The sequence below is a fragment of the Hyphomonadaceae bacterium BL14 genome (assembly GCA_027627705.1).
Taxonomy (GTDB): domain Bacteria; phylum Pseudomonadota; class Alphaproteobacteria; order Caulobacterales; family Maricaulaceae; genus Oceanicaulis.
In genome coordinates this window covers 784,509-808,483 of record CP091242.1, presented here as the reverse complement: position 1 = coordinate 808,483, position 23,975 = coordinate 784,509, and the positions used below count along the sequence as shown (strand labels likewise).

General features: G+C 64.7%; 25 protein-coding genes and 2 tRNA genes. 19 read left to right on the top strand and 8 right to left on the bottom strand.

Annotated elements, in window-relative coordinates; translation table 11 throughout:
* Positions 1–60 precede the first annotated feature (60 nt).
* Positions 61–903: an abortive infection family protein gene (locus L2D00_03865; protein ID WBQ13825.1), complete on the top strand. Its 843-nt coding sequence runs from the start codon at positions 61–63 to the stop codon at positions 901–903.
* Positions 904–1,253: 350 nt separating this feature from the next.
* Here L2D00_03865 and L2D00_03860 read toward each other — a convergent pair.
* Positions 1,254–1,344 (bottom strand) — tRNA-Ser (locus tag L2D00_03860).
* Between the two features lie 106 nt (positions 1,345–1,450).
* Here L2D00_03860 and L2D00_03855 point away from each other — a divergent pair.
* The 4 genes from L2D00_03855 to L2D00_03840 all read left to right on the top strand — a co-directional run bounded on the left by L2D00_03855 (position 1,451) and on the right by L2D00_03840 (position 5,150).
* Positions 1,451–2,575, top strand: a complete 1,125-nt coding sequence (locus L2D00_03855; GenBank protein ID WBQ13824.1) for an Mrp/NBP35 family ATP-binding protein — start codon at positions 1,451–1,453, stop codon at positions 2,573–2,575.
* A gap of 61 nt (positions 2,576–2,636) precedes the next feature.
* Positions 2,637–3,533, top strand: coding sequence for a 3-hydroxyisobutyrate dehydrogenase (mmsB, locus tag L2D00_03850; protein ID WBQ13823.1), 897 nt, complete (start codon positions 2,637–2,639; stop codon positions 3,531–3,533).
* Positions 3,534–3,687: 154 nt separating this feature from the next.
* A complete protein-coding gene (hemA, locus tag L2D00_03845) occupies positions 3,688–4,902 on the top strand; it encodes a 5-aminolevulinate synthase (protein WBQ13822.1) in 1,215 nt (404 codons plus the stop codon).
* Positions 4,902–5,150, top strand: coding sequence for a hypothetical protein (locus tag L2D00_03840; protein ID WBQ13821.1), 249 nt, complete (start codon positions 4,902–4,904; stop codon positions 5,148–5,150). Before hemA ends, L2D00_03840 begins: the two co-directional genes overlap by 1 nt.
* Positions 5,151–5,168: 18 nt before the next feature.
* On the opposite strand, the gene L2D00_03835 is transcribed toward L2D00_03840, so the two are convergent.
* Positions 5,169–5,591 carry a MucR family transcriptional regulator gene (locus tag L2D00_03835; GenBank protein ID WBQ13820.1) on the bottom strand — a complete coding sequence of 141 codons (423 nt, stop codon included), beginning with the start codon at positions 5,589–5,591 and terminating at the stop codon, positions 5,169–5,171.
* 263 nt (positions 5,592–5,854) lie between these two features.
* Here L2D00_03835 and L2D00_03830 point away from each other — a divergent pair, with 263 nt between their 5' ends.
* From L2D00_03830 to L2D00_03785, 10 genes are all read left to right on the top strand, one after another.
* A complete protein-coding gene (locus tag L2D00_03830; protein ID WBQ13819.1) occupies positions 5,855–7,159 on the top strand; it encodes a serine hydroxymethyltransferase in 1,305 nt (434 codons plus the stop codon).
* 16 nt (positions 7,160–7,175) lie between these two features.
* Positions 7,176–7,679, top strand: a complete 504-nt coding sequence (nrdR, locus tag L2D00_03825; protein WBQ13818.1) for a transcriptional regulator NrdR — start codon at positions 7,176–7,178, stop codon at positions 7,677–7,679.
* Positions 7,676–8,335, top strand: a complete 660-nt coding sequence (locus tag L2D00_03820) for a RibD family protein (protein WBQ13817.1) — start codon at positions 7,676–7,678, stop codon at positions 8,333–8,335. The genes nrdR and L2D00_03820 overlap by 4 nt, the downstream gene beginning before the upstream one ends.
* Before the next feature lie 3 nt (positions 8,336–8,338).
* The gene (locus tag L2D00_03815) at positions 8,339–8,956 is read left to right on the top strand and encodes a riboflavin synthase (protein ID WBQ13816.1); all 618 of its coding nucleotides are present in this window, start codon (positions 8,339–8,341) and stop codon (positions 8,954–8,956) included.
* On the top strand, positions 8,953–10,089 hold the full coding sequence (gene ribB, locus L2D00_03810) for a 3,4-dihydroxy-2-butanone-4-phosphate synthase (GenBank protein ID WBQ13815.1): 1,137 nt from the start codon (positions 8,953–8,955) through the stop codon (positions 10,087–10,089). Before L2D00_03815 ends, ribB begins: the two co-directional genes overlap by 4 nt.
* Entirely contained in the window at positions 10,082–10,516 is a 435-nt protein-coding gene (gene ribH / locus L2D00_03805) for a 6,7-dimethyl-8-ribityllumazine synthase (GenBank protein ID WBQ13814.1), read from the top strand. The genes ribB and ribH overlap by 8 nt, the downstream gene beginning before the upstream one ends.
* Positions 10,516–10,995, top strand: coding sequence for a transcription antitermination factor NusB (gene nusB / locus L2D00_03800; GenBank protein WBQ13813.1), 480 nt, complete (start codon positions 10,516–10,518; stop codon positions 10,993–10,995). The genes ribH and nusB overlap by 1 nt, the downstream gene beginning before the upstream one ends.
* Positions 10,992–11,972, top strand: a complete 981-nt coding sequence (thiL, locus tag L2D00_03795; GenBank protein ID WBQ13812.1) for a thiamine-phosphate kinase — start codon at positions 10,992–10,994, stop codon at positions 11,970–11,972. Before nusB ends, thiL begins: the two co-directional genes overlap by 4 nt.
* Positions 11,973–11,995: 23 nt before the next feature.
* Positions 11,996–12,397, top strand: coding sequence for a hypothetical protein (locus tag L2D00_03790; protein ID WBQ13811.1), 402 nt, complete (start codon positions 11,996–11,998; stop codon positions 12,395–12,397).
* Positions 12,398–12,584: 187 nt separating this feature from the next.
* Positions 12,585–14,759 (top strand): sodium-translocating pyrophosphatase, encoded by a 2,175-nt coding sequence (locus L2D00_03785; GenBank protein WBQ13810.1) that lies wholly within the window; start codon positions 12,585–12,587, stop codon positions 14,757–14,759.
* A 90-nt stretch (positions 14,760–14,849) separates the two neighbouring features.
* On the opposite strand, the gene L2D00_03780 is transcribed toward L2D00_03785, so the two are convergent.
* A complete protein-coding gene (locus L2D00_03780) occupies positions 14,850–15,623 on the bottom strand; it encodes a slipin family protein (protein ID WBQ13809.1) in 774 nt (257 codons plus the stop codon).
* Positions 15,624–15,663: 40 nt separating this feature from the next.
* Positions 15,664–17,049, bottom strand: coding sequence for a nodulation protein NfeD (locus L2D00_03775; protein ID WBQ13808.1), 1,386 nt, complete (start codon positions 17,047–17,049; stop codon positions 15,664–15,666).
* A gap of 261 nt (positions 17,050–17,310) precedes the next feature.
* Between L2D00_03775 and L2D00_03770 the strand changes: the two genes are divergently transcribed.
* The 3 genes from L2D00_03770 (at position 17,311) to pyrC (ending at position 21,226) form a co-directional block, all read left to right on the top strand.
* Positions 17,311–18,093, top strand: coding sequence for a DUF305 domain-containing protein (locus L2D00_03770; protein ID WBQ13807.1), 783 nt, complete (start codon positions 17,311–17,313; stop codon positions 18,091–18,093).
* Between the two features lie 40 nt (positions 18,094–18,133).
* Positions 18,134–19,966: a hypothetical protein gene (locus L2D00_03765; protein ID WBQ13806.1), complete on the top strand. Its 1,833-nt coding sequence runs from the start codon at positions 18,134–18,136 to the stop codon at positions 19,964–19,966.
* Positions 19,967–20,185: 219 nt separating this feature from the next.
* Positions 20,186–21,226 (top strand): dihydroorotase, encoded by a 1,041-nt coding sequence (pyrC, locus tag L2D00_03760; protein ID WBQ13805.1) that lies wholly within the window; start codon positions 20,186–20,188, stop codon positions 21,224–21,226.
* Positions 21,227–21,289: 63 nt separating this feature from the next.
* On the opposite strand, the gene L2D00_03755 is transcribed toward pyrC, so the two are convergent.
* From L2D00_03755 to L2D00_03740, 4 genes are all read right to left on the bottom strand, one after another.
* Positions 21,290–21,910, bottom strand: a complete 621-nt coding sequence (locus tag L2D00_03755; GenBank protein ID WBQ13804.1) for an inorganic diphosphatase — start codon at positions 21,908–21,910, stop codon at positions 21,290–21,292.
* 185 nt (positions 21,911–22,095) lie between these two features.
* Complete coding sequence (locus L2D00_03750) at positions 22,096–22,518, bottom strand: type II toxin-antitoxin system MqsA family antitoxin (GenBank protein WBQ13803.1); 423 nt, start codon at positions 22,516–22,518, stop codon at positions 22,096–22,098.
* Positions 22,511–22,828 (bottom strand): type II toxin-antitoxin system MqsR family toxin, encoded by a 318-nt coding sequence (locus L2D00_03745; GenBank protein WBQ13802.1) that lies wholly within the window; start codon positions 22,826–22,828, stop codon positions 22,511–22,513. Before L2D00_03745 ends, L2D00_03750 begins: the two co-directional genes overlap by 8 nt.
* A 297-nt stretch (positions 22,829–23,125) precedes the next feature.
* Positions 23,126–23,215, bottom strand: a tRNA-Ser gene (locus L2D00_03740).
* 135 nt (positions 23,216–23,350) lie between these two features.
* On the opposite strand from L2D00_03740, the gene L2D00_03735 reads away from it, so the two are divergent.
* Complete coding sequence (locus L2D00_03735; GenBank protein ID WBQ13801.1) at positions 23,351–23,896, top strand: septal ring lytic transglycosylase RlpA family protein; 546 nt, start codon at positions 23,351–23,353, stop codon at positions 23,894–23,896.
* Positions 23,897–23,975: the final 79 nt, after the last annotated feature.

Genomic DNA, 23,975 nt, shown 5'->3' with positions numbered 1-23,975 from the left:
CCCGGTACATCATCGAGATAACATCGCATGCGCGCCTAGGGCGCAAGCCATGATCAGCCGATGGGTGTGATGATGAAACTCTCGCAGCGGTCTCTGACGCGATTGCGCGAAGCGATCAATGGTGACACCGAAGTGGGCCCGACTTACCGCTCCGGTCCTGCGCTTGTCTCACTCTTCAACGAGTTCGGCGCTGATGACGTGTACCCCATGGGTGGAGGCTTCCCCTCGCGCTGGATGTACACCGACGAGAAGCTGCAGGCTCTCAATGGAACGCCTGACCTCAAGCGCCTCATCGTAACGGTGCTCGATCCGCTGGGCTATGACCGCCCAAGCGATGTGCAGACAACCCTCGCGCACCTCAACGCAGCGTTCGAACGCGACGGGTTCCGCTTGGTGTTGGACCGCAACCAGGTGCGAGTGAGCACGGTCGATGGCGGAGCGGTCGAACCCGAGGCGGTGGAGGCGTATCGCGCCGCCTCGAAGGACTTTGTCCATGAGTACATGAACAAGTGCCGCGACAAGCTCGGTGCCGGGGACTTCAGCGGAGCGATCACGAACGCCAGAACTCTTGTCGAGCAGGTGCTCATAGATATCGAGCGTGAGCTGGATCGGTCCGCTAGCTCATACGATGGGGACCTTCCGCGTTTGCAGAAGCGGGTTCACAGACTGCTCTCTGCGGGTAGGGAACCTGAGACGGAGACGGTCAAGCAGCTGCTACGCGGTCTCGAAACGGTGATTGGCGGGCTCTCAGGGGCCAGCAACAAGCTTGGCGACCGCCACCCACGACTGCTGGCTGCTAAGAGGCATCATGCCAAGCTCGCAGTGAACACAGCCTTCACCTTGGCTGACTTCTATCTCGAGGCCTTCGAGGGGCATGCTGTGGCGGCTGGAGAGATCAGCTGAACCATCGCAGGCTCAAGGTTTGAACCCTTGTGGCCGCTCCAGATCGACGTCCAGGTCATAGGCGGCGGCCGTGTCTTGCGTCACAGGGAGGACTTCCAAGGCACACATCAGACAGCCATCAAAGCGGTGCTTGATTTGTCAACTGAATCCGCAACCTGCTTGGAGGCGTGAATGAAGTGCGTTGCACCGAGAGCGGATATTGCTCAGTCCTCTCGCCGACCCCGCTGAATGACCGCGAGTTATGTGAGCTGCCCATAACCAAGGCCGTGTTGCGTCTATCATTGAGGGGGGCAAATTGGGGGAAGAGATATCCAAGCCTTATTTAATAACAATAACTTAGGCCACAAAAGTGGCGGAGACGATGGGATTCGAACCCACGATACCCTTTTGAGGTATACTCCCTTAGCAGGGGAGCGCCTTCGACCACTCGGCCACGTCTCCACTGACCGGTTTAGCCGCCTTTGTGAAGCGCGATCAAGCCGCGCGTGCGCTAGAGGCTGCTGATCGTGGGGCGCGCCAGTCCCGATCGCCCGGATCCAGTCAGCCCATGTCTGCATACGGGGCGCTTCCCCCCGGCGCGCCGCGGGTCTATTTCAGGGACATGACCGACGCCCTGTCCAAAGCCCTCAATGACGTCATCGACCCCGCCACCGGCGCGACTCTGGGCGCGGCGCAACGCGTTGGCGGTCTCGACTTGCGCGACGGCGTGGCCACCATCGTCCTGCGGCCAGGACCCCAGGGCGAGGATATCAACGCCCTGCGCGCCGCCGTGGCGTCCGCTCTGGAGGGGCGAGACGGCGTTACGCGCACGCGGGTGATCATCGAGACCCAGCTGTCCTCCGCTCCGAAAGCCAAGCCCAAAGCGGTGCCCGCCCCGGCGCGTCCGCCCGCCCGGCGGATCATCGCCGTGGCATCGGGCAAGGGCGGGGTGGGCAAGTCCACCGTCGCGGCCAATCTGGCAGGGGCGTGCGTGAAGCTGGGCCTGAAAACCGGACTGATGGACGCCGACATTTACGGCCCCAGCGCGCCGCGGATTTTTGGCCTGTCGGACGCACCGGGCCTGCGCAAGACCGATGCCGGCATCCAGCCGCTGGAGGCGCATGGCGTGAAGCTGGTGTCCATGGGCTTCCTGGTGGGCGAACGCGATCCCGTCGTCTGGCGCGGCCCCATGGTGACCGGCGCCATCCGGCAATTCCTCAACGAGGTGGACTGGGGCGATCTCGACGTTCTGATCATTGACATGCCGCCGGGCACCGGCGACGCCCAGCTGGCGATCGCGCAAGGCACGCCGATCTCCGGTGTCGTGATCGTGTCCACGCCCCAGACGCTCGCCCTGGACGACGCGCGCAAGGCGGTGGCGCTGTTTGACCGGACCGAGATTCCGATTCTCGGAATCATCGAGAACATGAGTTTCTTCCTGTGCCCCCATTGCGGCGAGGGGACCGAGATTTTCGGCCGCGGCGGCGCACGCGCGGAAGCCGAGCTGATCGGCGCGCCTTTCCTGGGCGAAATTCCGCTGCATCCTGAACTGCGCGAAGCCTCGGACGCCGGGCGCCTGGTGGCCAGCGGCGACGGGCCTGTGGCCAAGGCGTTTCTGCGCGCGGCCGAGGCCATGCTGTTGAATGTGGAAGCAGCCCATCGTCCGGCACCGGAAATTGTCTTCGTGTCCTGACCCGGTCGACAAACGCGCGCGCTGCGTTAGAACACCCGCCACGCTGATGAGGGAGACCGCCATGGCGGAAATCGCGTTTATCGGACTTGGCAATATGGGCGGTGGCATGGCCTCCAATCTGGTCAAGGCTGGCCACCATGTGCGCGCGTTTGACCTCAATCCGGCCGCCGTGGCGCATCTGGCCACCAAGGGTGCGCATCCTGCCGGATCGCTCGCTGAGGCAGTGTCGGGCGCGGACGCCGTGGTCACCATGCTGCCCGCCGGCCAGCACGTGCGCAAAGTCTATACTGCCGAGGATGGCGTCTTGGCGCACGCTTCCGGCCACGCCGTCCTGATGGACTGTTCCACCATCGACGTGGAAAGCGCCGCCGACGTGGGCAAGATCGCTGCCGAACGCGGTTTCGCCTTTGTTGACGCGCCGGTGTCCGGCGGCATGGCCGCTGCGGACGCGGGCACACTGACCTTCATGGTCGGTGGACCCGAAGCCGCTTTCGCCGAGGCTGAGCCCTATCTCGCCGATATGGGCAAGGCGGTGATCCGCGCCGGCGGAGCCGGAGCCGGGCAGGCGGCCAAGATATGCAACAACATGCTGCTGGCCATTCACATGATCGGCACCTGCGAGGCCATGAACATGGCGATTCGTCTGGGGCTGGATCCGCAAAACTTCTTCGACATTGCCTCCAGGTCGTCCGGCCAGAACTGGTCGCTGACCAGCTATTGTCCGGTGCCCGGCATTGTACCGGCGGCACCGTCGAACCGGGATTTTCAACCCGGCTTCGCCGCCCCCATGATGCTCAAGGATCTGATGCTCGCCATGGAAGCGGCGCGCACCGCGGACGCCCAGACACCGCTAGGGGCCCAGGCAGCCGAAATCTATCAGCGCTTTGTGGATATGGGCGGCGACCGGCTTGATTTTTCCGGCGTAATCAAAATGATCGCAGGCGAGAACCTGGTCTGAAAAGGGTGAGTTTGCGAAGCGTTTTCAAATAGAAAGCGCGACATTACGCCCCTGTTTAAGGTCAGGACGCACCGTCCGGTTTATGTCATTTTCCGGACAGTTGAGGTCAGTAAAGGAGAGCCGCCATTGCTCTTGCGGGCATGGCGCAGACCCGATGGATTATCGCAACGCCTTCAAAGCCTCTGTCGCGCGGGTTCGCGCCGAGGGCCGCTACCGGGTCTTCGCCAATCTGCGCCGGGTGCGTGGACAATTCCCGCGCGCGCACTGGCGCACGCCGGACGGCGATGTGCGCGACGTCGTGGTCTGGTGCTCCAACGACTATCTGGGCATGGGACAGAGCCCGTGCGTCACCGGTGCCATGAAACAGGCCATCGACGATGTCGGGGCCGGGGCGGGCGGCACGCGCAATATCTCGGGTACCACCCATTACCATGTCGAGCTCGAGCAATCGCTGGCCGATCTGCACCAGAAGGAATCAGCGCTCCTCTTTACTTCGGGCTATATCTCCAACCAGGCGACGCTTTCCACGCTGGGCAAGATCCTGCCCGGCCTGATCATGTTTTCCGACGCCCTCAATCACGCCTCCATGATCGAGGGCGTGCGCCAGTCCGGATGCGAGAAGCATGTCTGGCGTCACAATGATGTGGACCATCTCGAAGCGCTTCTGAAGGCAGCGCCGGCCGGTGCCCCGAAACTGATCGCGCTGGAATCGGTCTACTCGATGGATGGCGATATCGGCCCGCTCGAAGCGGTGTGTGATCTGGCCGACAAGTACAACGCGCTCACCTATCTCGATGAAGTGCATGCAGTCGGCCTCTACGGCCTGCGCGGGGGCGGGATCGCCGAGCGCGACGGCCTGCTGGACCGGTTCGACATTATCGAGGGCACGCTGGGCAAGGCGTTCGGCCTCATGGGTGGCTATATCGCGGCTGATTCGGTCATTATTGACGCCGTGCGCTCCATGGCCCCCGGCTTCATCTTCACCACCTCGCTGGCCCCGGCCATTGCGGCGGGAGCCCGGGCCAGCGTGGAATATCTCAAGAGCGCCCATCGTCTGCGCGAGGCGCACCAGGAACGCGCCGCCCAGCTGAAGCGCCGCCTGTCCGACGCCGGGATTCCGGTGATGCCCAATCAAACCCATATCGTGCCGGTGCATGTCGGCGATCCGATCTTGTGCAAGCGGATGACGGACGCGCTGCTGGAAGACCACGGCATCTACGTCCAGCCGATCAATTACCCCACCGTCCCGCGGGGCGGGGAGCGCATGCGCTTCACGCCAACCCCCATGCATGATGATGCAATGCTGGACGCACTGGTCGAGGCATTGCGCGATGTCTATGCGCGCCATGCCGGGGTCAAGGTGGCCTGATGGATCCGCACGGGCGTTCCGGCGGCCGTGAAGTGATCTTTGAATTCACCACGCTTGGTCAAAGTACACGCGTCGCTGCGGTGGATGTGGCGACCGGTGAGGAAGTGGTGATTTCCGGCCCGGCGGGTGCGTCCCGCGGCGATCTTGAGCGGGTCGCCCTGCGCAAGCTCCTGCGCCGCCTTGCCCGCATCCAAGGGGCAGACCCCAAAAAAACGCCCCGGCGCGGTGGCCGGGGCGTCATCGTCTGAACCAGACCGGGTCTGGCGCTACTTCTTGCGGCCGCCGCGGCCCAGACCGATTTCCTTGGCGAATTCGGACCGGCGCCTGGAGTAGTTCGGCGCGACCATCGGATAATCGGCCGGCAGGCCCCATTTGCGGCGATAATCGTCCGGGCTCATATCATACTGCGAGCGCAGGTAACGCTTGAGCATTTTCAGCTTTTTACCGTCTTCCAGACAGACAATGTAGTCGTCCGTGACAGATTTCGAGACCGGAACGGCCGGTTTGGCCTTCGGCTCAGGCTTGGCTTCGCCGCCAGAGATTTCTTTCATGGTGGCGTGGACCGACTTGATCATCTCCGGCACGCTTTCGGCGGGCACCGAATTGTGCGTCAGGAAAGACGCCACAATGTCGGTCGTCATCCGCATCAGCTCTTCATTGTCGACGGCGGGGAAGGTGTCTTCGCTCACGAGGGGTATCCTTTTTCTGCAACAGGGACAGGGACGTGGAATCGCTATGATCCACTCGCTGTATAATTCTCCACAGGTCACAGAGCAAGTAATCTGGTGATTATATTCTCAGAGGCATTACTTGTGACCGCGCTTTATTGAGTAACAGATGCAACCCAGCATTAAGGTGCTCATGTGCGTCATCGCGTCCGTCATGGTTGTCGGGCGCCTGCGCCCGGCCTATGACTACCCGCACCACAGTCTTGCTCCGGAGGGAACGGCCCATGAAACACGCGCACGCCAGCGATACAGCGAACTCGTTTTTCACCAGGCCCTTGAACGCCGCCGATCCGGAGCTGGCCGACGCCATTGCCCGCGAGATCCGCCGCCAGCGCGAGCAGGTCGAGCTGATAGCCTCAGAGAACATTGTCAGCCGCGCGGTTCTGGAGGCGCAGGGCTCGCCGCTGACGAACAAGTATGCCGAAGGCTATCCCGGAAAGCGGTATTATGGCGGCTGCGAGTTTGTCGACATTGCCGAAGAGCTCGCAATCTCGCGTGCCAAGACTCTGTTCAACTGCGCCTATGTCAACGTGCAGCCGAACTCGGGCAGCCAAGCCAACCAGGCTGTGTTCCTGGCCCTTCTGAAGCCGGGCGACCGCATTCTGGGGCTGGATCTGGCCGCAGGCGGGCACCTGACCCACGGCGCACGCCCGAACATGTCCGGCAAGTGGTTTGAAGCCCATGCCTATGGCGTGCGCGAGGACAATGCGCTGATCGACTATGATGCGCTGCGCGAGACTGCGCGCCAGGTGCGTCCGCAGATGATCATTGCAGGCGGTTCGGCCTATCCGCGCATCATCGACTTCAAGATCTTCCGCGAAATCGCCGACGAGGTCGGGGCGCATCTGCTGGTGGATATGGCACACTTCGCCGGTCTGGTGGCGGGCGGTGCCTATCCCAGCCCGCTGGAGCACGCTCATGTGTGCACGACAACGACCCACAAGACCCTGCGCGGTCCGCGTGGCGGCATGATTCTGTCCAACGACCCCGACCTGGGCAAGAAGTTCAATTCCGCCGTCTTTCCGGGCATGCAGGGCGGGCCGCTCATGCATGTCATCGCCGCCAAGGCAGTTGCATTCGGCGAAGCGTTGCGCCCGGAGTTCAAAGCCTATGCACACGAAGTTATCGAGAACTGCCGCGCTATGGGGGGCGCGCTGACCGAGGCCGGGTATGCCCTGGTTTCCGGCGGGACAGACAGCCATCTTGTGCTGGTCGATCTGCGTCCCAAATCGCTGACCGGCGACATTTCCGAAGCCGCGCTGGAGCGTGCGCACATCACCTGCAACAAGAACGGGGTACCGTTCGACCCGGCCAAGCCCACCGTGACATCGGGCCTGCGGATCGGATCGCCCGCGGGCACAACGCGCGGCTTTGGCGCGGCGGAGTTCCGCCGGATTGGCGAGATGATGGCAGAGGTGCTCGATGCGTTGAGCGCATCCCGTGACGGCGATGCCGCTGTCGAAGCGCGTGTGCGCGACGAGGTGATCGCCCTGTGCCAGCGCTTCCCGATCTATCCCGAGCTGGGTTGAGAGCGGAGGCTGACGCGTGCGCTGCCCGTTTTGCGGTCATCACGATACCCAGGTGAAGGACTCCCGTCCCGCTGAGGATGGCGGGTCGATTCGCCGCCGCCGCCAGTGCCCGTCCTGCGGCGCGCGCTTCACCACGTTCGAGCGCGTCCAGCTGCGCGACCTTCACGTGATCAAATCGGATGGCAAGCGCGAGGCGTTCGAGCGCGACAAGCTGATGAAGTCAGTGCTGCTGGCCACCCAGAAGCGCTCCATCGATCGCGACCGGATCGAACAGATGATCTCGGGCATCGTGCGCCGTCTGGAAAGCGGGGGTGATCCGGATGTCCCGTCCAAACAGGTCGGCCGTCTGGTGATGGACGGTCTGCGGGCACTCGATACCGTGGCCTATGTGCGCTATGCGTCAGTCTACAAGGACTTCCGGGAGGTGGAGGATTTTGCCACTTTCATCAAGGGCGAGCGCCTGATGGGGACCGAGCGTCCGGCGGCTGACGAACCCGCACCTGATGAGGACGGCGCATGAGCGCGCCTGTGCGCGTCACGCTGAAGCTCGCCACCAGTCTGGACGCCCGGATCGCTCTTGCCAGCGGGCAGTCCAAATGGATCACCGGACCAGAGGCGCGCGCGGCCGTGCATCAGCTGCGCGCCGGTCACGACGCCGTGCTGACCGGGGTCGGGACCGTTCTGGCCGACAATCCGCAGATGACGGCCCGGCCGGGCGGCGCGCTCTCAGGGCATCAGCCAATACGGGCCGTGCTGGACACCTGGCTGCGCACACCGCCGGACTGCGCTTTGCTGACGCAGGGACCCGCGGTTCTGTTTCACGGATCCGGTGCGCCGGTCGCGGCGCGCGAGGCGCTGGAAGCAGCAGGAGCCCGCTGCGTCGCGCGGCGATCAGACCAAACCGGGATCTCGATAGATCATGTCATAGAATGGCTTGCGTCAGAAAGCTTGGGCAGTGTCTTAATTGAGGCGGGAGGCCGTGTCGCGGCGTCCGCCATCCGCGCAGGGATAGTCGACCGGATCGAATGGTTCCGCGCGCCGGTGCTTCTAGGGGGCGACGCGCTGCCAGCGATAGCGGCGCTTGGCCTTGAGACCCTTGATGGTGCCCCCATGTTCCGCCGCACACATCTGCGAGAATGCGGCGCGGATACATGGGAAACGTGGGAGTGCGATTGAGCGATGTTTACCGGGATCGTCACTGACATCGGACGGGTGATCGCCCTTGAAGACGGCCCTCTGCGCCGCGCCACTATCGCCAGCATCTATGCGCCCGGCGGGATCGCGCTGGGTGCCTCGATCAGCCATGACGGGGCCTGCCTGACCGTGGTGTCAGTGGAGCCCGACGGTACCGGGGCGCGCCATGTGGTGGAGATTTCGCCCGAGACCCTGGCGCGCACAACACTGGGCGGATGGCAGGTTGGCACCCCGATCAATCTCGAACGTGCGCTGAAAATGGGCGACGAGCTCGGCGGGCATATCGTCCAGGGCCATGTGGACGGCGTGGGCGAGGTGCTTGAGCGTACCGACACCGATGGCTGGATGCGCCTGCGCATCGCGGCACCCGAAGCGGTGGCGGGCTTCATCGCGGAGAAGGGCTCCATCGCCGTGGATGGCGTCTCGCTGACGGTCAACGCGGTAGCCGGCGCAGCCTTCGATCTGATGATCATTCCCCATACCGCTAAGGTCACCACCTTGTCCCACCTGCAGCCGGGAGCGCATGTGAACCTTGAGGTCGATGTCATGGCGCGCTACGCCGCTCGCCTGATCGAATTCCGCCCGTCAGGGAGTGTCTCGTGAGCGCGCCATCCGGACCATCGCCGCTATCTCCCATCACCGACATCATCGAGGATGCGCGCCAGGGGCGCATGTTCATCCTGGTGGATGCCGAGGACCGGGAGAATGAGGGCGATCTCGTCATACCGGCCCAGTTCGCCGGGCCGGAGGCAGTCAATTTCATGGCCAAGCATGGCCGGGGGCTGATCTGCCTGACCCTGACCCGCGCACGGGCCGATCAGCTCAAACTGCCCTTGATGAGCGCGCGCAATCAGTCGCGCCACACGACCAATTTCACGGTGTCGATCGAAGCGCGCGAAGGTGTGTCTACCGGCATTTCCGCCCATGACCGCGCCCTGACCATCGCCACGGCGGTCAACCCGGCCAAGGATGCCGAGGACATTGTCTCGCCCGGTCACGTCTTTCCGCTGGTGGCGCGCGATGGCGGTGTGCTGGTGCGGGCCGGCCATACCGAGGCGGCGGTCGATATCGCAAGGCTGGCGGGCTGCAATCCGTCCGGCGTGATCTGCGAGATCATGAATGAAGACGGCACCATGGCGCGCCTGCCCGATCTGGTGGCGTTCGCCCGGTTTCACGGCCTGAAGATCGGTGCCATCGCCGACCTCATCGCCTATCGCCGCCAGCATGACCGCTTTGTCGAGCGCCGCCTCGACACCGAAGCGACCACGCGCTGGGGCGGCCCCTTCCGCCTGACCGTGTTCCGGTCTCTGGTGGACGATGTGGAGCACGTCGCGATCTCGAGAGGCGAGGTGCGCGCCGACCAGCCTGTGCTGGTGCGCATGCACAAGGTCAGCTTCGCCGAGGACGTTCTGGGCGCAGTGGGCGGCCGCAGCGGACTGGTGGAGGAGAGTATTGCAGCGCTCCAGGCCCATGACGGCCCGAGCGTCATGGTGTTCATCCGCGAGACCCACCGCTCGGCCATCACAGAGCGCTTCGGCGCCGCGCCCGCCGACGCGCCGGATGCGCGCGAAGCGCGGCGCTTGCGCGAATATGGTGTCGGCGCGCAGATCCTGCTGGACCTCGGGGTTCGGCAGATGATCCTTCTGACCACTGCGCCTCAGACCATTGTCGGGCTTGACGGATACGGCCTGCAAGTCGTTGAACAGCGCGATCTTGAAGGAGCCCGCCATGACTGACAAACCCCGCGTCCTGATCGTGGCCGCGCCGTTCTATGAAGACATCACCGAACAGCTGCTGGAGGGCGCGCGCGCTGCGCTCGACGCCGCCGGCGCGCAGCACGAGACCGTTCAGGTGCCCGGCGCGTTCGAAATCCCCGGGGCCATTGCCATGTCCTGGCTCGGCGGCGACCCCTATGACGCCTATGTGGCGCTGGGCTGCGTGATCCGCGGCGAGACCAGCCATTACGACTATGTGTGCGGGGAAAGCGCGCGCGGCCTCATGGATTTGAGCCTGTCCGGCGTGGCGCTGGGCTATGGCATCCTGACGGTGGAGAATATCCGCCAGGCCCGTGACCGCGCCCATGTCGACCAGAAGAACAAGGGCAAGGACGCCGCCGAAGCCGCGCTGGCCATGAATGCGCTCAAGCACAAGTTCTCGTCGTGATGACCACCGACGCTGCCAGCCGCTCCGACACCCGCGCCCGCCTGCGCCGCGCGGCACGGCTGAGTGCGGTTCAGGCACTCTACCAGATGGAAATCAGCGGGCAGGGGGCGGGCACTGTGGTGCGCCAGTTCCGCGATCACCGCTTCGGACATGACGGCGAGCCGGGCGAGTATATGGAGGTGGACGAGGATTTCTTTGAAAACCTCCTCATCGGCATAGTCGAGCGCCAGGACGAGGTGGACGGCCACATTTCCGCGACCCTCAAGACCGGCTGGCGCCTGTCACGCCTTGACGCGACCTTGCGGGCCATCCTGCGGGCCGGCGGGTTTGAACTGCTGGCGCGGCTCGACGTGCCCACATCCGTGGTCATCAACGAATATGTCGATGTGGCCCATGCCTTCTTTGAAGGCACGGAGCCGGGCGTGGTGAACGGTGCCCTCGACTCGCTGGCCCGCACCATGCGCCCGGCGGACGCGTGAGCGGCGGCGAATTCGATTATATCACGCGGCGCCTCGCGCCGCTGAGCGCCGGATTCCCGGGTGCTGCAGGCCTGACCGATGACGGCGCCGTCATCGCACCACCGCCGGGCCATGAGCTCGCCGTCACTTCTGACACGTTGATCAGCGGCGTTCATTTCCCGGCCGATGAAGACCCGGCACTGGTGGCCGCCAAGGCGCTGCGGGTCAATCTGTCCGACCTGGCCGCCATGGGGGCTCGCGCGCTGGCCTACATGCTCAACGTCGCCTGGCCCGCCGGAGCAGATGCCGCCTTGCGCGAGCGGTTTGCCGATGGCCTGGCCGCCGAGCAGGCCCTGTTCGGCGTACACCTCATGGGTGGCGACACGACATCCTCGCCCGGCCCGTGGATGATCACCATTACCGCCTTTGGAGCGCTGCCACTTGGCGGGGCGGTCCGGCGCAGCGGCGCGCAGGCCGGGGATCTGGCGGTGGTGACCGGGACGATCGGCGATGCCTGGCTCGGCCTTCACGCCCGGCTGGGCGGGCGTAACCGGCTGGACGCCGCCCATGAAGAGTATCTGGCCCAGCGCTTCACCCGGCCGGAGCCGCGACTGAAGCTGGCGGCGGCGATGCGCGGCCTCGCGAGTGCGGCTATCGATGTCAGTGACGGGCTGCTTGCCGATTTCGAGCATATCGCACAGGCCAGCGGGCTGAGCCTGACGCTGGCGCTGGAGGATTTGCCCCTGTCGCCTGCCGCCGCGGCCTGGCTGGCCCTGCAGCCTGAACCCAGACAGGCCCGCCTCGAGCTCGCCGCGGGCGGGGATGACTACGAGCTGGCGCTGGCCGTGCCGCCCCACCGGCTTGAGGCCCTGCGCGCGGCCGCCGGACCGCTGGCCCTGACCGTGGCGGGGCAGTTCGGTGACGGTCCGGCGGGGCTTCAGGTGACATGGGACGGAGACGCCGTTGAACTGACCAAAAAGGGATTCACCCATTTTTGACGCGCTGCGCCGATACTGCCCTCATGAAAGCGCTCGCCCTTGCCCTGATCGTCACCCTTTTTGGGGCCCCGTCTGCCTTTGCGGAAGCGGATGACTGCGCGGAAAGCGAGAGCGTCCGCGCGAACAAGCTGGTCGCGCCGATCGTGGCGGAAGAGGGCCGGCTGGCCGGCTATGCCTTCCTCACACCGAGGGTGTGCCTGGCGCGCTCATACTCGGCTCTGGACTTTCATGAAAAAGAGCATGTCCTGACGGATGCCCTGGTGCGCGCCGTCCAGCGCAGCCCGCTGCGGCTTCTGCCCGACAGCAGCGTTGACCGCAGTGACGCCGAAGCGGCGTTCCGTGAGGCGCTGGCAGCGGTGTACGGTCCCGGCGATGTCACCGCGATCGGCCTTCAGGGCGATGACTTCCGGCTGATGCGCCGCTAGCGGAACAGCCCGCAACGTCCTGTTTTTCAGGTCTATATATCCCCGACTAAGCTCGTATTGCGTGTCCGCGCTGACATGGTCCATAGTTCGGCCCATCGGGGAGGGCCTGACGGCGCGACTGATTCTATCTCCAACGTGCCGCTGGCGTTCAACATAACAACCAACGCCTCGTACAAGGGGATATTACATGGCTATGGATGAGCTTTGGCTCTGGCTGGCGGTTGCGTCAGGCCTGATCGCAATTGCATACGGAATCATTCAGGTGCGCTCGATCCTCGCGGCCAGTCCGGGATCGGCGCGCATGCAGGAAATCGCTGCCGCCATTCAGGAAGGCGCCAACGCCTATCTGCGCCGGCAATACACCACCATCGCCGTCGTGGGCGCGGTGATCTTCGTTCTGGTCTGGCTTCTGCTGGGCCTGGTCGTGGCGATCGGCTTCCTGATCGGCGCACTTTTGTCGGGTGCGGCAGGCTTTATCGGCATGCTGGTGTCGGTGCGTGCCAATGTGCGCACCACCGAAGCGTCCAAAACCTCGCTTCAGGCGGGCCTGTCCATGGCCTTCCGCGCGGGCGCGGTGACCGGCATGCTGGTCGCCGGCCTCGCCCTGTTGTCGGTGACCGTCTACTTCCTGGTGCTGACCGGGGGCGAAGGCTTCGCGGCTTCCGGCACCCAGCGCACCATCATTGACGGTCTTGTGGCGCTGGGCTTCGGGGCTTCGCTCATCTCCATCTTCGCCCGTCTGGGCGGCGGCATCTTCACCAAGGGTGCTGACGTGGGCGGCGACATGGTGGGCAAGGTGGAAGCGGGCATCCCCGAGGATGATCCACGCAATCCGGCCACCATCGCCGACAATGTCGGCGATAACGTCGGCGACTGTGCGGGCATGGCCGCCGACCTGTTCGAGACCTATGCGGTGACGGTGGTGGCCACCATGGTGCTGGCATCGATCTTCTTCCGCGGTGACGCGGGCCTCGACGCCATGATGGTCTATCCGCTGGCCATCGGCGCGGTATGCATCATCGCCTCGATCATCGGCGCGTTCTTCGTACGCCTGTCCAAAGGGTCCACCAATGTGATGGGCGCGCTCTACAAAGGCTTCATCGCGTCGGCGGTGCTGTCTCTGGGCGGGGTTGCACTGGCGACCCATTTTCTGATCGGCTTTGACACTGCCTTTACCGCCAGCAGCGGCCTGATCATGAGCGGCGCATCGCTGTTCCTGTGCGGCGTGGTCGGCCTGGCGGTGACCGGTCTGATCATCTGGATCACCGAGTATTATACCGGCACCAATTACCGGCCCGTGCGCTCGGTAGCCAAGGCCTCGGAGTCCGGCCACGGCACAAACGTGATCCAGGGCCTGGCGGTATCGATGGAATCCACGGCGCTGCCCGCCCTGGTGATCATCATCGCCATCCTGGTGACGTTCAATCTGGCGGGCCTGTTCGGCATTGCCATCGCCGTGACCACGATGCTGGCCCTGGCCGGCATGGTTGTCGCACTCGACGCCTTCGGTCCGGTGACGGACAATGCCGGCGGCATCGCCGAGATGGCGGGCCTGGAAGGCGAGGTGCGCGACACGACCGATGCCCTCGACGCTGTGGGCAACACCACCAAGGCGGTCACCAAGGGCTATGCCATCGGCTCGGCAGGCCTGGGTGCGCTGGTGCTGTTTGCGGCCTATACCGAGGACATCAAGTACTTCGCCTCCAATCCGCGCGATTATCCGTTCTTCGCCGATACCGGAAACCTGAACTTCGACCTGTCCAACCCCTACGTGGTGGTGGGCCTGCTGTTCGGGGGTCTGCTGCCCTTCCTGTTCGCCGGCATGTCCATGACCGCCGTGGGCCGCGCCGCCCAGGCGGTGGTGGAGGAGGTGCGCCGTCAGTTCCGCGAGAAGCCGGGCATCATGCGCGGCGAGGAGAAGCCCGATTACGGCCGGGCGGTGGACATGCTGACCACCGCGGCAATCCGCGAAATGATCGTACCGTCCATGCTCCCTGTTCTCTCGCCCATCGTGCTGTTCGCGGTGATCTGGTTTGTCGGCGGCGGGGCGCTGGGCTTCAATGAAGCGGGCAAGGGCGATGCGCTCGTATCGGTCGGTGCCATGCTGCTGGGCGTGATCGTTACGGGCCTGTTCGTCGCCATCTCGATGACGTCGGGCGGCGGAGCCTGGGACAATGCCAAGAAGTATATCGAGGACGGCCATCATGGCGGCAAAGGCTCTGACGCCCACAAGGCGGCCGTGACCGGCGACACGGTGGGTGACCCTTACAAGGACACCGCCGGTCCGGCCGTGAACCCCATGATCAAGATCACCAATATCGTGGCGCTCCTGATGCTGGCGGTGCTGGCAACGCGTTTCTGACGCGCAGATTGACGGCCAGAAAGAACCCCGGCCTGCACACGCAGGCCGGGGTTTTTCTTTGCCCGGATGGTCGTTCGGACGTCTAAGCGTCTAGCCTTTGTCCTTGATGAAGCCGGACAGCTGGGCCAGCAGATCAATCGGCATCGGGAAGATGATGGTGGAATTGTTCTCGCCCCCGATCTCGGTCAGCGTGCTGAGATAGCGCAGCTGCAGCGCGCCGTCCTGACCACCCAGGATCTGGGCGGCTTCGGCCAGTTTTGTCGCGGCCTGCTGTTCGCCCTCGGCCGAGATGATCTTGGCGCGCCGCTCGCGCTCGGCCTCGGCCTGTTTGGCGATGGCGCGGATCATGGACGGGTCGAGATCGACATGCTTGATCTCGACATTGGCCACCTTGATGCCCCAGGCCTCGGTCTGGGAATCCAGGATTGACTGGATGTCGTCATTCAACTTGTCGCGCTCGGACAGCATCTCGTCGAGATCATGCTTGCCCAGCACCGACCGCAGCGTGGTCTGGGCCAGCTGGCTGGTGGCCATGCGGAAGTCTTCCACCTGGTTGATCGCGCGGGCGGGGTCGACAATCCGGTAGTAAATCACCGCATTGACCTTCACCGACACGTTGTCCTGGCTGATCACGTCCTGGCTGGGCACGTCCTCGGCGACGGTACGGATGTCCGCGCGTACCATCTGCTGGATGAAGGGGATCAGCAGGATCAGACCCGGACCTGACGTGCCGGTATATCGCCCGAGTGTATAGACCACCGCGCGCTCATACTCGCGCAGGATCTTGATGGCTGACGAGATGATCGTGAATATGATCACCGCGGTCGCAATCCAGAAACCGATGTTCACGCCAAGTTCGGCCATGGCCGAGTCTCCTTCCAGGGGTAGCTATTGCGTCACACGTCTATTTGAGCAATTTGACCTTCAAGGTCAGCCCATCAAGGCTGACCACCTTGATGGCGTCGCCGGCCTTGAGGGCGTCCGCAGAGACGGCGCGCCAGCGTTCGCCGTCCACCATGACGTAACCGGTTGCGCCGTTCCAAGACAGGACGTGCCCGGTCAGGCCGATCAGGCCCTGTTCGCCGGTCGTCACCTTGCGCGCCTGGGCGGCGAGGCCGTAGCTGACCAGCAGGAAGCTCGCCGCTCCCAGAGCCAATGTGGCTCCCGCGATGACCCGCCAGTCCACGCGCAAGCCCTCGACTTCGGTGTCCATCAGCATCACGGAGCCGATGGCGAAGGCGGCCAGCCCGCCCAGAGCCAGCAGGCCGGATGACGCCAGGAACGCCTCGGCCACCAGCAGGATCAGTCCCAATATGATCAGCGCCGCGCCTGCATAGTTCACCGGCAGGGTGTTGAGCGCATAGAAGCCGACGATGATGAAGATCACCCCCGCGATGGCGGTCACCGGTTCAAGCCCGTTATAGAACGACACCAGAAGGCCGATAAAACCGAGATTGAGCAGCAGGAAAGCGATATTCGGATCGGTGATCACCGCCAGAATTTCTTCCGACACAGTCTTGTCGATCGCTTCAAAGCGCGCACCCTCCAGCGCCAGGACCCGGGTCTCTCCGCCGCTCATCGTGACCTCGCGGCCATCGGCTTGCGCGGCGAAGTCGTCGAGGCTGGCGGCGACGATTTCGACCACACCCAGGGCCAGCGCCTCCGAATAGGACGCGCTGACACCGTCGCGCACAGCCTCTTCAGCCCAGTCGGCATTGCGCCCGCGCATCTCGGCAAGAGAACGGATATAGGCGACCGAATCGTTGACCACCTTGTTGCGCATGGCCTGGGCGCTGGACGGTGCAGACCTGTCCCGGCTGGTCGGCCCGTCTGCGCCCTCACCGCTCTCGTCGTCCGCACCGGGCAGGTCGTCCGGCGGGGCAGGGGTCTCTTCCCCGCCGCCCATCTGCACGGGCGTGGCAGCCCCGACACTCGTGCCGGGCGACATACCGGCGATATGGCTGGCATAAAGGATATAGGCCCCGGCACTGGTGGCGCGGGCCCCTGAAGGGTGCACGAACACGGCGACGGGCACGTCGGAACCGATAATGGCCCGGTTGATGTCGCGCATCGCGGTATCGAGCCCGCCGGGTGTATCCATCTCGATGACCAGCAGGGCCGCGCCTTCCCGGTCTGCAATTCTGATCGCGCGGCTGACATAGCCCGAATTGGCCGGACCGATGACGCCGGTCAGCGCGGCCGTCTTGATGAGAGCCCCGTCCGTGCGCTCCTGGGTGAGGGCTGCGCCCGCCAAAGCGGCCGTACCAAGCCCGAAGGCAAGCGCTGACATCCACCGCGCCAAGTGCGTCCACGCGAACATGCTGCAGCCTCCCGTCGCTATCCAGTGGCGCTATAGGGTAGCGCATGAGCGCGCCTTTCCAATGGAGAAACGGCGAAACCGGTGCAGTTGACGCCGGGGTGCCGCGCACCGGGCGCGGGGCAGGGGCCGCTTCAGCACCCGCTGGCATTTGAACGGGTTGGCGTCCGATTGCGCTTGCGCCATCATGCAGTTGCGGTTTTCACTACACGTGGGTTCGAAGAGGTCTCTGAAATGGTTCGCGTTCTGCTGCTTCTGGCTGGCCTTGCCGCTGTGTGCGCCGACAGCGAGGCGTCGCCGATTTTTCAACCCGGCGCGCCCGGAGAGCCCTCACGCGAGATCGCCGCGGACGACGCGCTGGCCCTGAGCCGGTCCAGTTTTGTGCCGGCGGACGTCGTTTTCATGCAGCACATGATCGTCCATCACGCCCAGGCGGTGGAGATGGTCGCTTTGCTTGAGACCCGCGGCGCTCATGACGGCGTGCGCCGGCTGGGCGAGCGCATTGCCTCCAACCAGGCCACTGAAATGGATATGATGCGCACCTGGCTGGAACAGCGCGGACAGGCAGCGGACGATCCGCACCTGTCCCACGGCCACCATGGCGGGGCGCATTCTGGTCATGACCCTCACGCCGGTCACACCGCGCACCAGAGCCATGCCAGCCATCAACAGCATCATGGCGCACACGGCTCCCATGGCAGCGCAGGCGCGCACGCGCATCATGGTCACCATACCCCTGCGCCCGCCGCGCCCGGTCCTGGCGACACACCGCTCATGCCCGGCATGCTGTCACCCAACCAGATGGCCGCGCTCGCCGCTGCAGACGGGGCGGAGTTCGACCGCCTGTTTCTGGAGGGCATGATCGTGCACCACCAGGGCGCGCTGGACATGGTGAATGATCTCGTTCGCCTTCCGGGCAGCGCCCAGGACCCGCAATTGTCCGATTTCCTGTCCCATGTGGTCTCAGACCAGTCCGCCGAAATCCTGCGCATGCAGTCGCTCTTGTCCGACGTCTGATCCCTGAAATCCCGTTCCCAGCCTTGGAGCCGACCCTGTCATGACCCTGCGTTCCACCATGCTCTCCTCCGCCGCCGCCCTGGCGGTCCTGTTCACCGGCGTCAGCGCCCAGGCCCAGCAGCCACGCGCCTTCGAGCCGGACGCGCGCACCGCGCTGGCCGGGGGACTGCATGATGCCGAGCAGGCAGCCTGGAACCTGCAGCTGGAGCACGCCATCACCCCGCCGCCGGGCTTTTTCGATCCCGAGGCCCTGTTCTATCCCAGCGCCATGCGCGAGGCCATGCGAGCCGCTCGCGAGCGCGGCGAGGAGCCGCCCACACCGGCCTTCACCCCGCTGGCCCTGTCCAATACCGATCTGGCCTTCGCCGGCGGGCGGGTGATCGTGGGCAATTATAACGGCTTCAATATCTACGACGCCAATGGTGACGGCGCGCCGGAACTGGCCCTCTCCGTCGTTTGCCCGGGCGGGCAGGGCGATGTGTCCATCCATGGCGATCTGTTGTTTGTGTCGGTGGAGCAAAATCGCGGCCGCCTCGATTGCGGGACGTCCGGCGCAGAGGGCGATGTGAACCCGGAGCGCTTCCGCGGCATCCGGATTTTCGACATCTCCGATTTCAACGCCCCGCGCCAGATCGCTGCGGTCCAGACCTGCCGCGGCTCGCACACCCACACCCTGGTTCCCCATCCGTCCGATCCGGACGTGCTCTACATCTATAATTCGGGCACCTCCTTCGTGCGCGAGGGTGACGAGCTGGACATCTGCTCGGCCGGTCAGCCCGAGGAGAACCCGGACACCGCGCTGTACTCCATCGATGTCATCCGCGTGGCGCTCAGCGCGCCGGAAGAGGCGGCTATCGTCAACCGTCCGCGCATCTTCGCTGATCGCGACACCGGCGAGATTGCCGGCCTGTGGCGCGGCGGCCGGTTCGGCGTCGCCACCCAGCGCACCGCCCAGACCAATCACTGCCACGACATCACGGTCTACCCCGAGCTCAATCTGGCTGCGGGTGCCTGCAGCGGCAACGGGATCCTGCTGGACATTTCCGATCCGGAAAACCCGCAGCGCCTGTCCGACCTGTTTGATCCGGACATGGCCTACTGGCACTCGGCGACGTTCAACAATACCGGCGATGTCGTTGTCTTCACGGATGAATGGGGTGGTGGCACGGCGGCGCGTTGCCGCGCCGAAGACCCGGTCACCTGGGGTGCCAATCTCATCGCCACGGTGGAGGATGGCCAGCTGAACGGGCAAAGCTTTTTCAAGCTGCCTACCATCCAGGGTGAGACCGAGAACTGCGTTGCCCATAACGGTTCGCTCATCCCGGTGCCGGGGCGCGATATCATGGTGCAGTCCTGGTATCAGGGTGGTATCACGGTGATGGACTTCACCGATCCGGCCAATCCGGTCGAGATCGCCTATTTCGACCGCGGCCCGGTGGACCCGGACGGTCTGGTGGTGGCCGGATACTGGTCGGCCTACTGGTATAATGGCCGCATCTACGGGGCCGAGATCGCCCGCGGGCTCGACGTGCTGCGCCTGGCCCCCAGCGAGCATCTCTCTCCGTCCGAAATCGCCGCCGCCGAGCGGGTGATCGAGGATCAGGTCAATCCCCAGACCCAGACCCGCATCGTGTGGGAAGACCACCCCGATGTGGCGCGCTCCTATCTCGACCAGCTGGCGCGCTCTGAAGCCCTCGCAGACGATCTGGCCGGACGCGCCCGCGCGGCGGTCGACCAGTGGGCCCAGGGCCGTGTCAATGCCCGCGCCATGACGCGCCTGGCCCGCGATCTGGCCAGCGCCGCAGACAGCGCCGAAGGCCGCGACCAGTCGCGCCTGACGGCGCTGTCAGAGCTGCTAGGCCGGGCGGGGTAGGGCGGCAACGCGCCGGCAGCCCGTCCTGCAAAGGCCTGCACGCCAAGGCGCTGCCGGGGCCTTGCGGGCGGGCGCAACGCGTCCATCCTGACCGCTGCATGGGATCCGGGCTGTACCGATCCGCCGGGACCTGTCGATGGCGGCGGGCGTCTTGACAGGCACCGGCGCTTGTAACCTTGTTCGCCCGACCTGTGACCGCGCGATCCTCCGGAGCCTGCCATGGCCGACATCCTCACCATCCGCCGGCCTGATGACTGGCACCTGCATCTGCGCGACGGGGAGATGCTCAAGCTGGTGGCGCCCTACACCGCACGCCAGTTCCGCCGCGCCATCGTCATGCCCAATCTCGTGCCGCCGATCACGACTGCGGCTGCCGCCGACGCCTATCGCGAGCGCATCCGTGACGCCGCCGGGCCGGACAGTGATTTCGAGCCGCTGATGACGGCCTATCTGACCGACACCATCGACCCGCAGGAGATTGCCCGCGGCTTCGAGGCCGGCATCCTGACCGCCTGCAAGCTGTATCCCGCCGGGGCCACCACCAATTCGCAATCAGGCGTCACGGACATTCGCAAGATTGACGCAGTGCTGGCCACCATGGGCGAGATCGGCATGCCGCTGCTCATTCATGGCGAGGTGACCACCGCCGACATCGACATCTTCGATCGCGAACGGGTGTTCCTCGAGCGCATTCTCGGCCCGACCATGGAGCGGTTTCCCAATCTCAGGATCGTGCTGGAGCACATCACCACGTCCGACTCGATCGAATTCGTGCGGGCCGGGGGCGAGAACATCGCCGCCACCATCACCGCCCACCATTTGCGCATCGACCGCAACGACATGCTGGCCGGGGGCATAAGGCCCCACCTCTACTGCCTGCCCGTGGCCAAGCGCCGCCAGCACAAGGAAGCGCTGCGCGCCATCGTCGCCACCGGCCATCCCAAATTCTTCCTCGGCACCGATTCTGCGCCCCATGCCCGGTGCGACAAGGAGAGCGCCTGTGGCTGCGCGGGCATTTTCTCCGCCCCGGTGGCGCTGGAAAGCTATGCGCAGACCTTTGAGGAGCTGGGCTGTCTTGAGCATTTGTCCGCCTTCGCCGGCGAGCACGGCCCGCGTTTTTACCGCCTGCCGCTCAATGAAGGCACGGTCACGCTGGAGCGCACAGGGCTGGACGTCCCGGCCCGCATCGATCCCGACGGCCAGCAGCTCACCCCCTTCCACGCCGGCGAACGCCTGCACTGGCGTCTGCCGGAGCAGTAAAGGACCCCGCCGGGCCGGACGGCGCGCTGTCCGTCCAGCGCCGCTGAAGGCGCACGGAATTCTCTACTGCGCCTGCGCCTCCCGGGACGCGTTGATCGCGGCGCGCACCTGCGCCGCTGCGTCATCCGCACTGCGATAACCGCCCAGCTCCACGCCCTCGGCATCGGCCGGATCGGGCAGTTGCTTGTAGACCCGGAAAAACGCCTCGATCCGGCGGCGCTCCAGGGCGGGCAGATCCTCGATGGACCGGATCGCGTCATAGGCCGGGTCGATATCGGACGCCGGCACGGCGATGATCTTGTCGTCCACCTCGCCATCATCCAGCATGATCAGCGCGCCAATCGCCCGCACCCGGATCAGCGCGCCGGGCACAATCGGCTCGCGCGTCAGCACCAGCGCATCCAGCGGATCGCCGTCCTCGCCCATGGAGGACGGGATCGACCCGTAATTGGCCGGATACACCACCGGCATCGACAAAAACCGGTCCACGAACACAAGCCCGGTCTCGGCGTCGATCTCATACTTGGTCGCTGACCCGGCCGGGATTTCGATCACCACGAAAAACTCCTCGCCCTCAGACGGCTGGGGGAAGCCGAAGGGGTGAGTGAACTGGGCCTGCGCCAGCGCCGGGGCCGCGAGGAGGGCGGTGAAGGCGAGGGCGGCGGCGGTGAGGGTGCGGATCATCAGGGGGTTCCATGAGGCGTGCCTGCAAAAAACGCAGTCGCATTTCTTATCCGGATAAGACCATAGGAGCCTATTGCGGAGAGAAATCTTGCAAACGAACTCTCTCGCCAAAGGGCGTCCAGGCGGACAGCGAGTCTGCAAAAGGTTTTGGTCAGCGATCGAGGATAATCAATTACAACAGGATCTTATGCAGTTTCCTTCCGGTGCGCCCGCTGCTTTAGGACAGAGAGCCCGGATGGATCCCTGTCGAGCAGCAGCAGGGCGCTCATCACCCCATGGCTGACAACCACGTCTCCGCTCTCGTATTTCTGAAAGGCATTTGGCCCGCCACCGATCAGGTGGCCAGCCTCCTTTTGGGTGAGATCCAGACGCTTCCTGATGCGTCGCACCGCCTCTGGCGCAAGCAGGCCCTCGACTTGCGCCTTAAGCCGGTTCAGGGCCCGATCCGACATCTTCATGTCTTCGCCGGTGTGAATGCTCTCGTCGCTCACATCGCAATACCAGCCGGGCATGTCTAAGGTGGCTTCGTGTCCCTTGTAGGCGATGGTCATCGGACGAACGTCACGGAACATCGGCTGGCCCGTCTGCGGGCAAGTGGGGCTAGTCATTGTCTTTCTCCTTGAACGACAGAAGCAAAAACTCGGTCACGGCATCGGCCGTGAATTTGACATACAAAACCCCCTGCTCCGAAGGGACGTGGTAGACGTCCTGCCAGACCCGATGATCAGAAAAGGACGTCATGGACTTATAAAAATGGCGTCGCTCGATTGTCTGTATGGCTGCAATGATCTCGCTTCGGCCAAAGCCAAGCGAGGCAGCCCCTCTCAGAGCGGACCCTGTTACATTGAGCTTCTCGACCGCCGAGAAAATCGCTTTGACCGCTTCAATGTCATAGGTCGGCTTTCGCTTCTCAGGCATAGGCCTTGATAGCACCACTGTGGTGTTTTTTCAAGCTGCCGATTCCGTCAGCCAATCGATGGTCACACGCGACCGGGTATGGTGGCTTGCCATATGGAATCCGCGCCGATGGCGGCCCAGGCATCGGGGACCAGAACTTTAGGAGCGAGGTTTAGGCACGAAGCGACAAAAGCCGCATAGAGGCCACTCATGGCATGTCGGGCTGTCTCAGGATTTTATCTGCTATCGGCAGAACCGAACAGAAGCTGAGGATTCTTGCCCTTCAGCGCGCTGTCTCATTGAATGACTTTTAGTGTCTGGCGGAGGAGGAGGGATTCGAACCCCCGGAAGGCGTTAACCTTCAACGGTTTTCAAGACCGCCGCATTCAACCGCTCTGCCACTCCTCCGGCGCGTCCGGTTTAGCGGCGGGGCGGGGGGTGCGCAAGATCGATGGGCTTGCGCCGGTGTGCGCAGCGGCTAGGGTATCGCGCCTGTCCGCCAGCGGGAGCCGTTCGCCCTTGCCTTTGCGATCCAGACACGCCGTGATCCCTGTGCTTGTGGCCGCCCTTGCGGTGCTTCAGGCCTGCGTGTCGCCGCAAAACGAAGCCGCCGTCCGCGCAGGTACGGCACTGTCCGCGCCCGCGTCATCGGGTAGCTCATGGGCCCCGCCGCCGGATGTTCCCCTCGTCGACATCGCCGGTGAGCGCCTGCCTGTGCGCGGGGCAGAGGAGGGGGTGGCGTCCTGGTATGGCGACCCGTTCCATGGCCGCCAGACGGCCAGCGGCGAGATTTTTGATCAGCACGCGCTGACCGCCGCGCACCCGACCATGCCCCTGCCGTCTCTGGCGCGGGTCACGCGCCTTGATACCGGCGACAGCGTCATCGTGCGCATCAATGATCGCGGGCCGTTCATCGCGGGGCGGGTGATTGATCTCAGCCGGGCCGCTGCCGAGGCCATCGGCATGATCGATCTGGGCGTCACCGAAGTGAGGGTGGAGGCCCTCGGCCCCGCTGACCCGCAGGATCGCGCGGCGGTGTCGCACATCGTGCGCGGCCCCGGGATCACCCGGCACGCCAGCCGGCAGTAGTCCAAGCTGGCGCACAGCCTTTCGGCGCGGGGCGGGCGGGGTTAGTCTGCCTGATGCTTCGTTCCAGCCGCCGGAGACG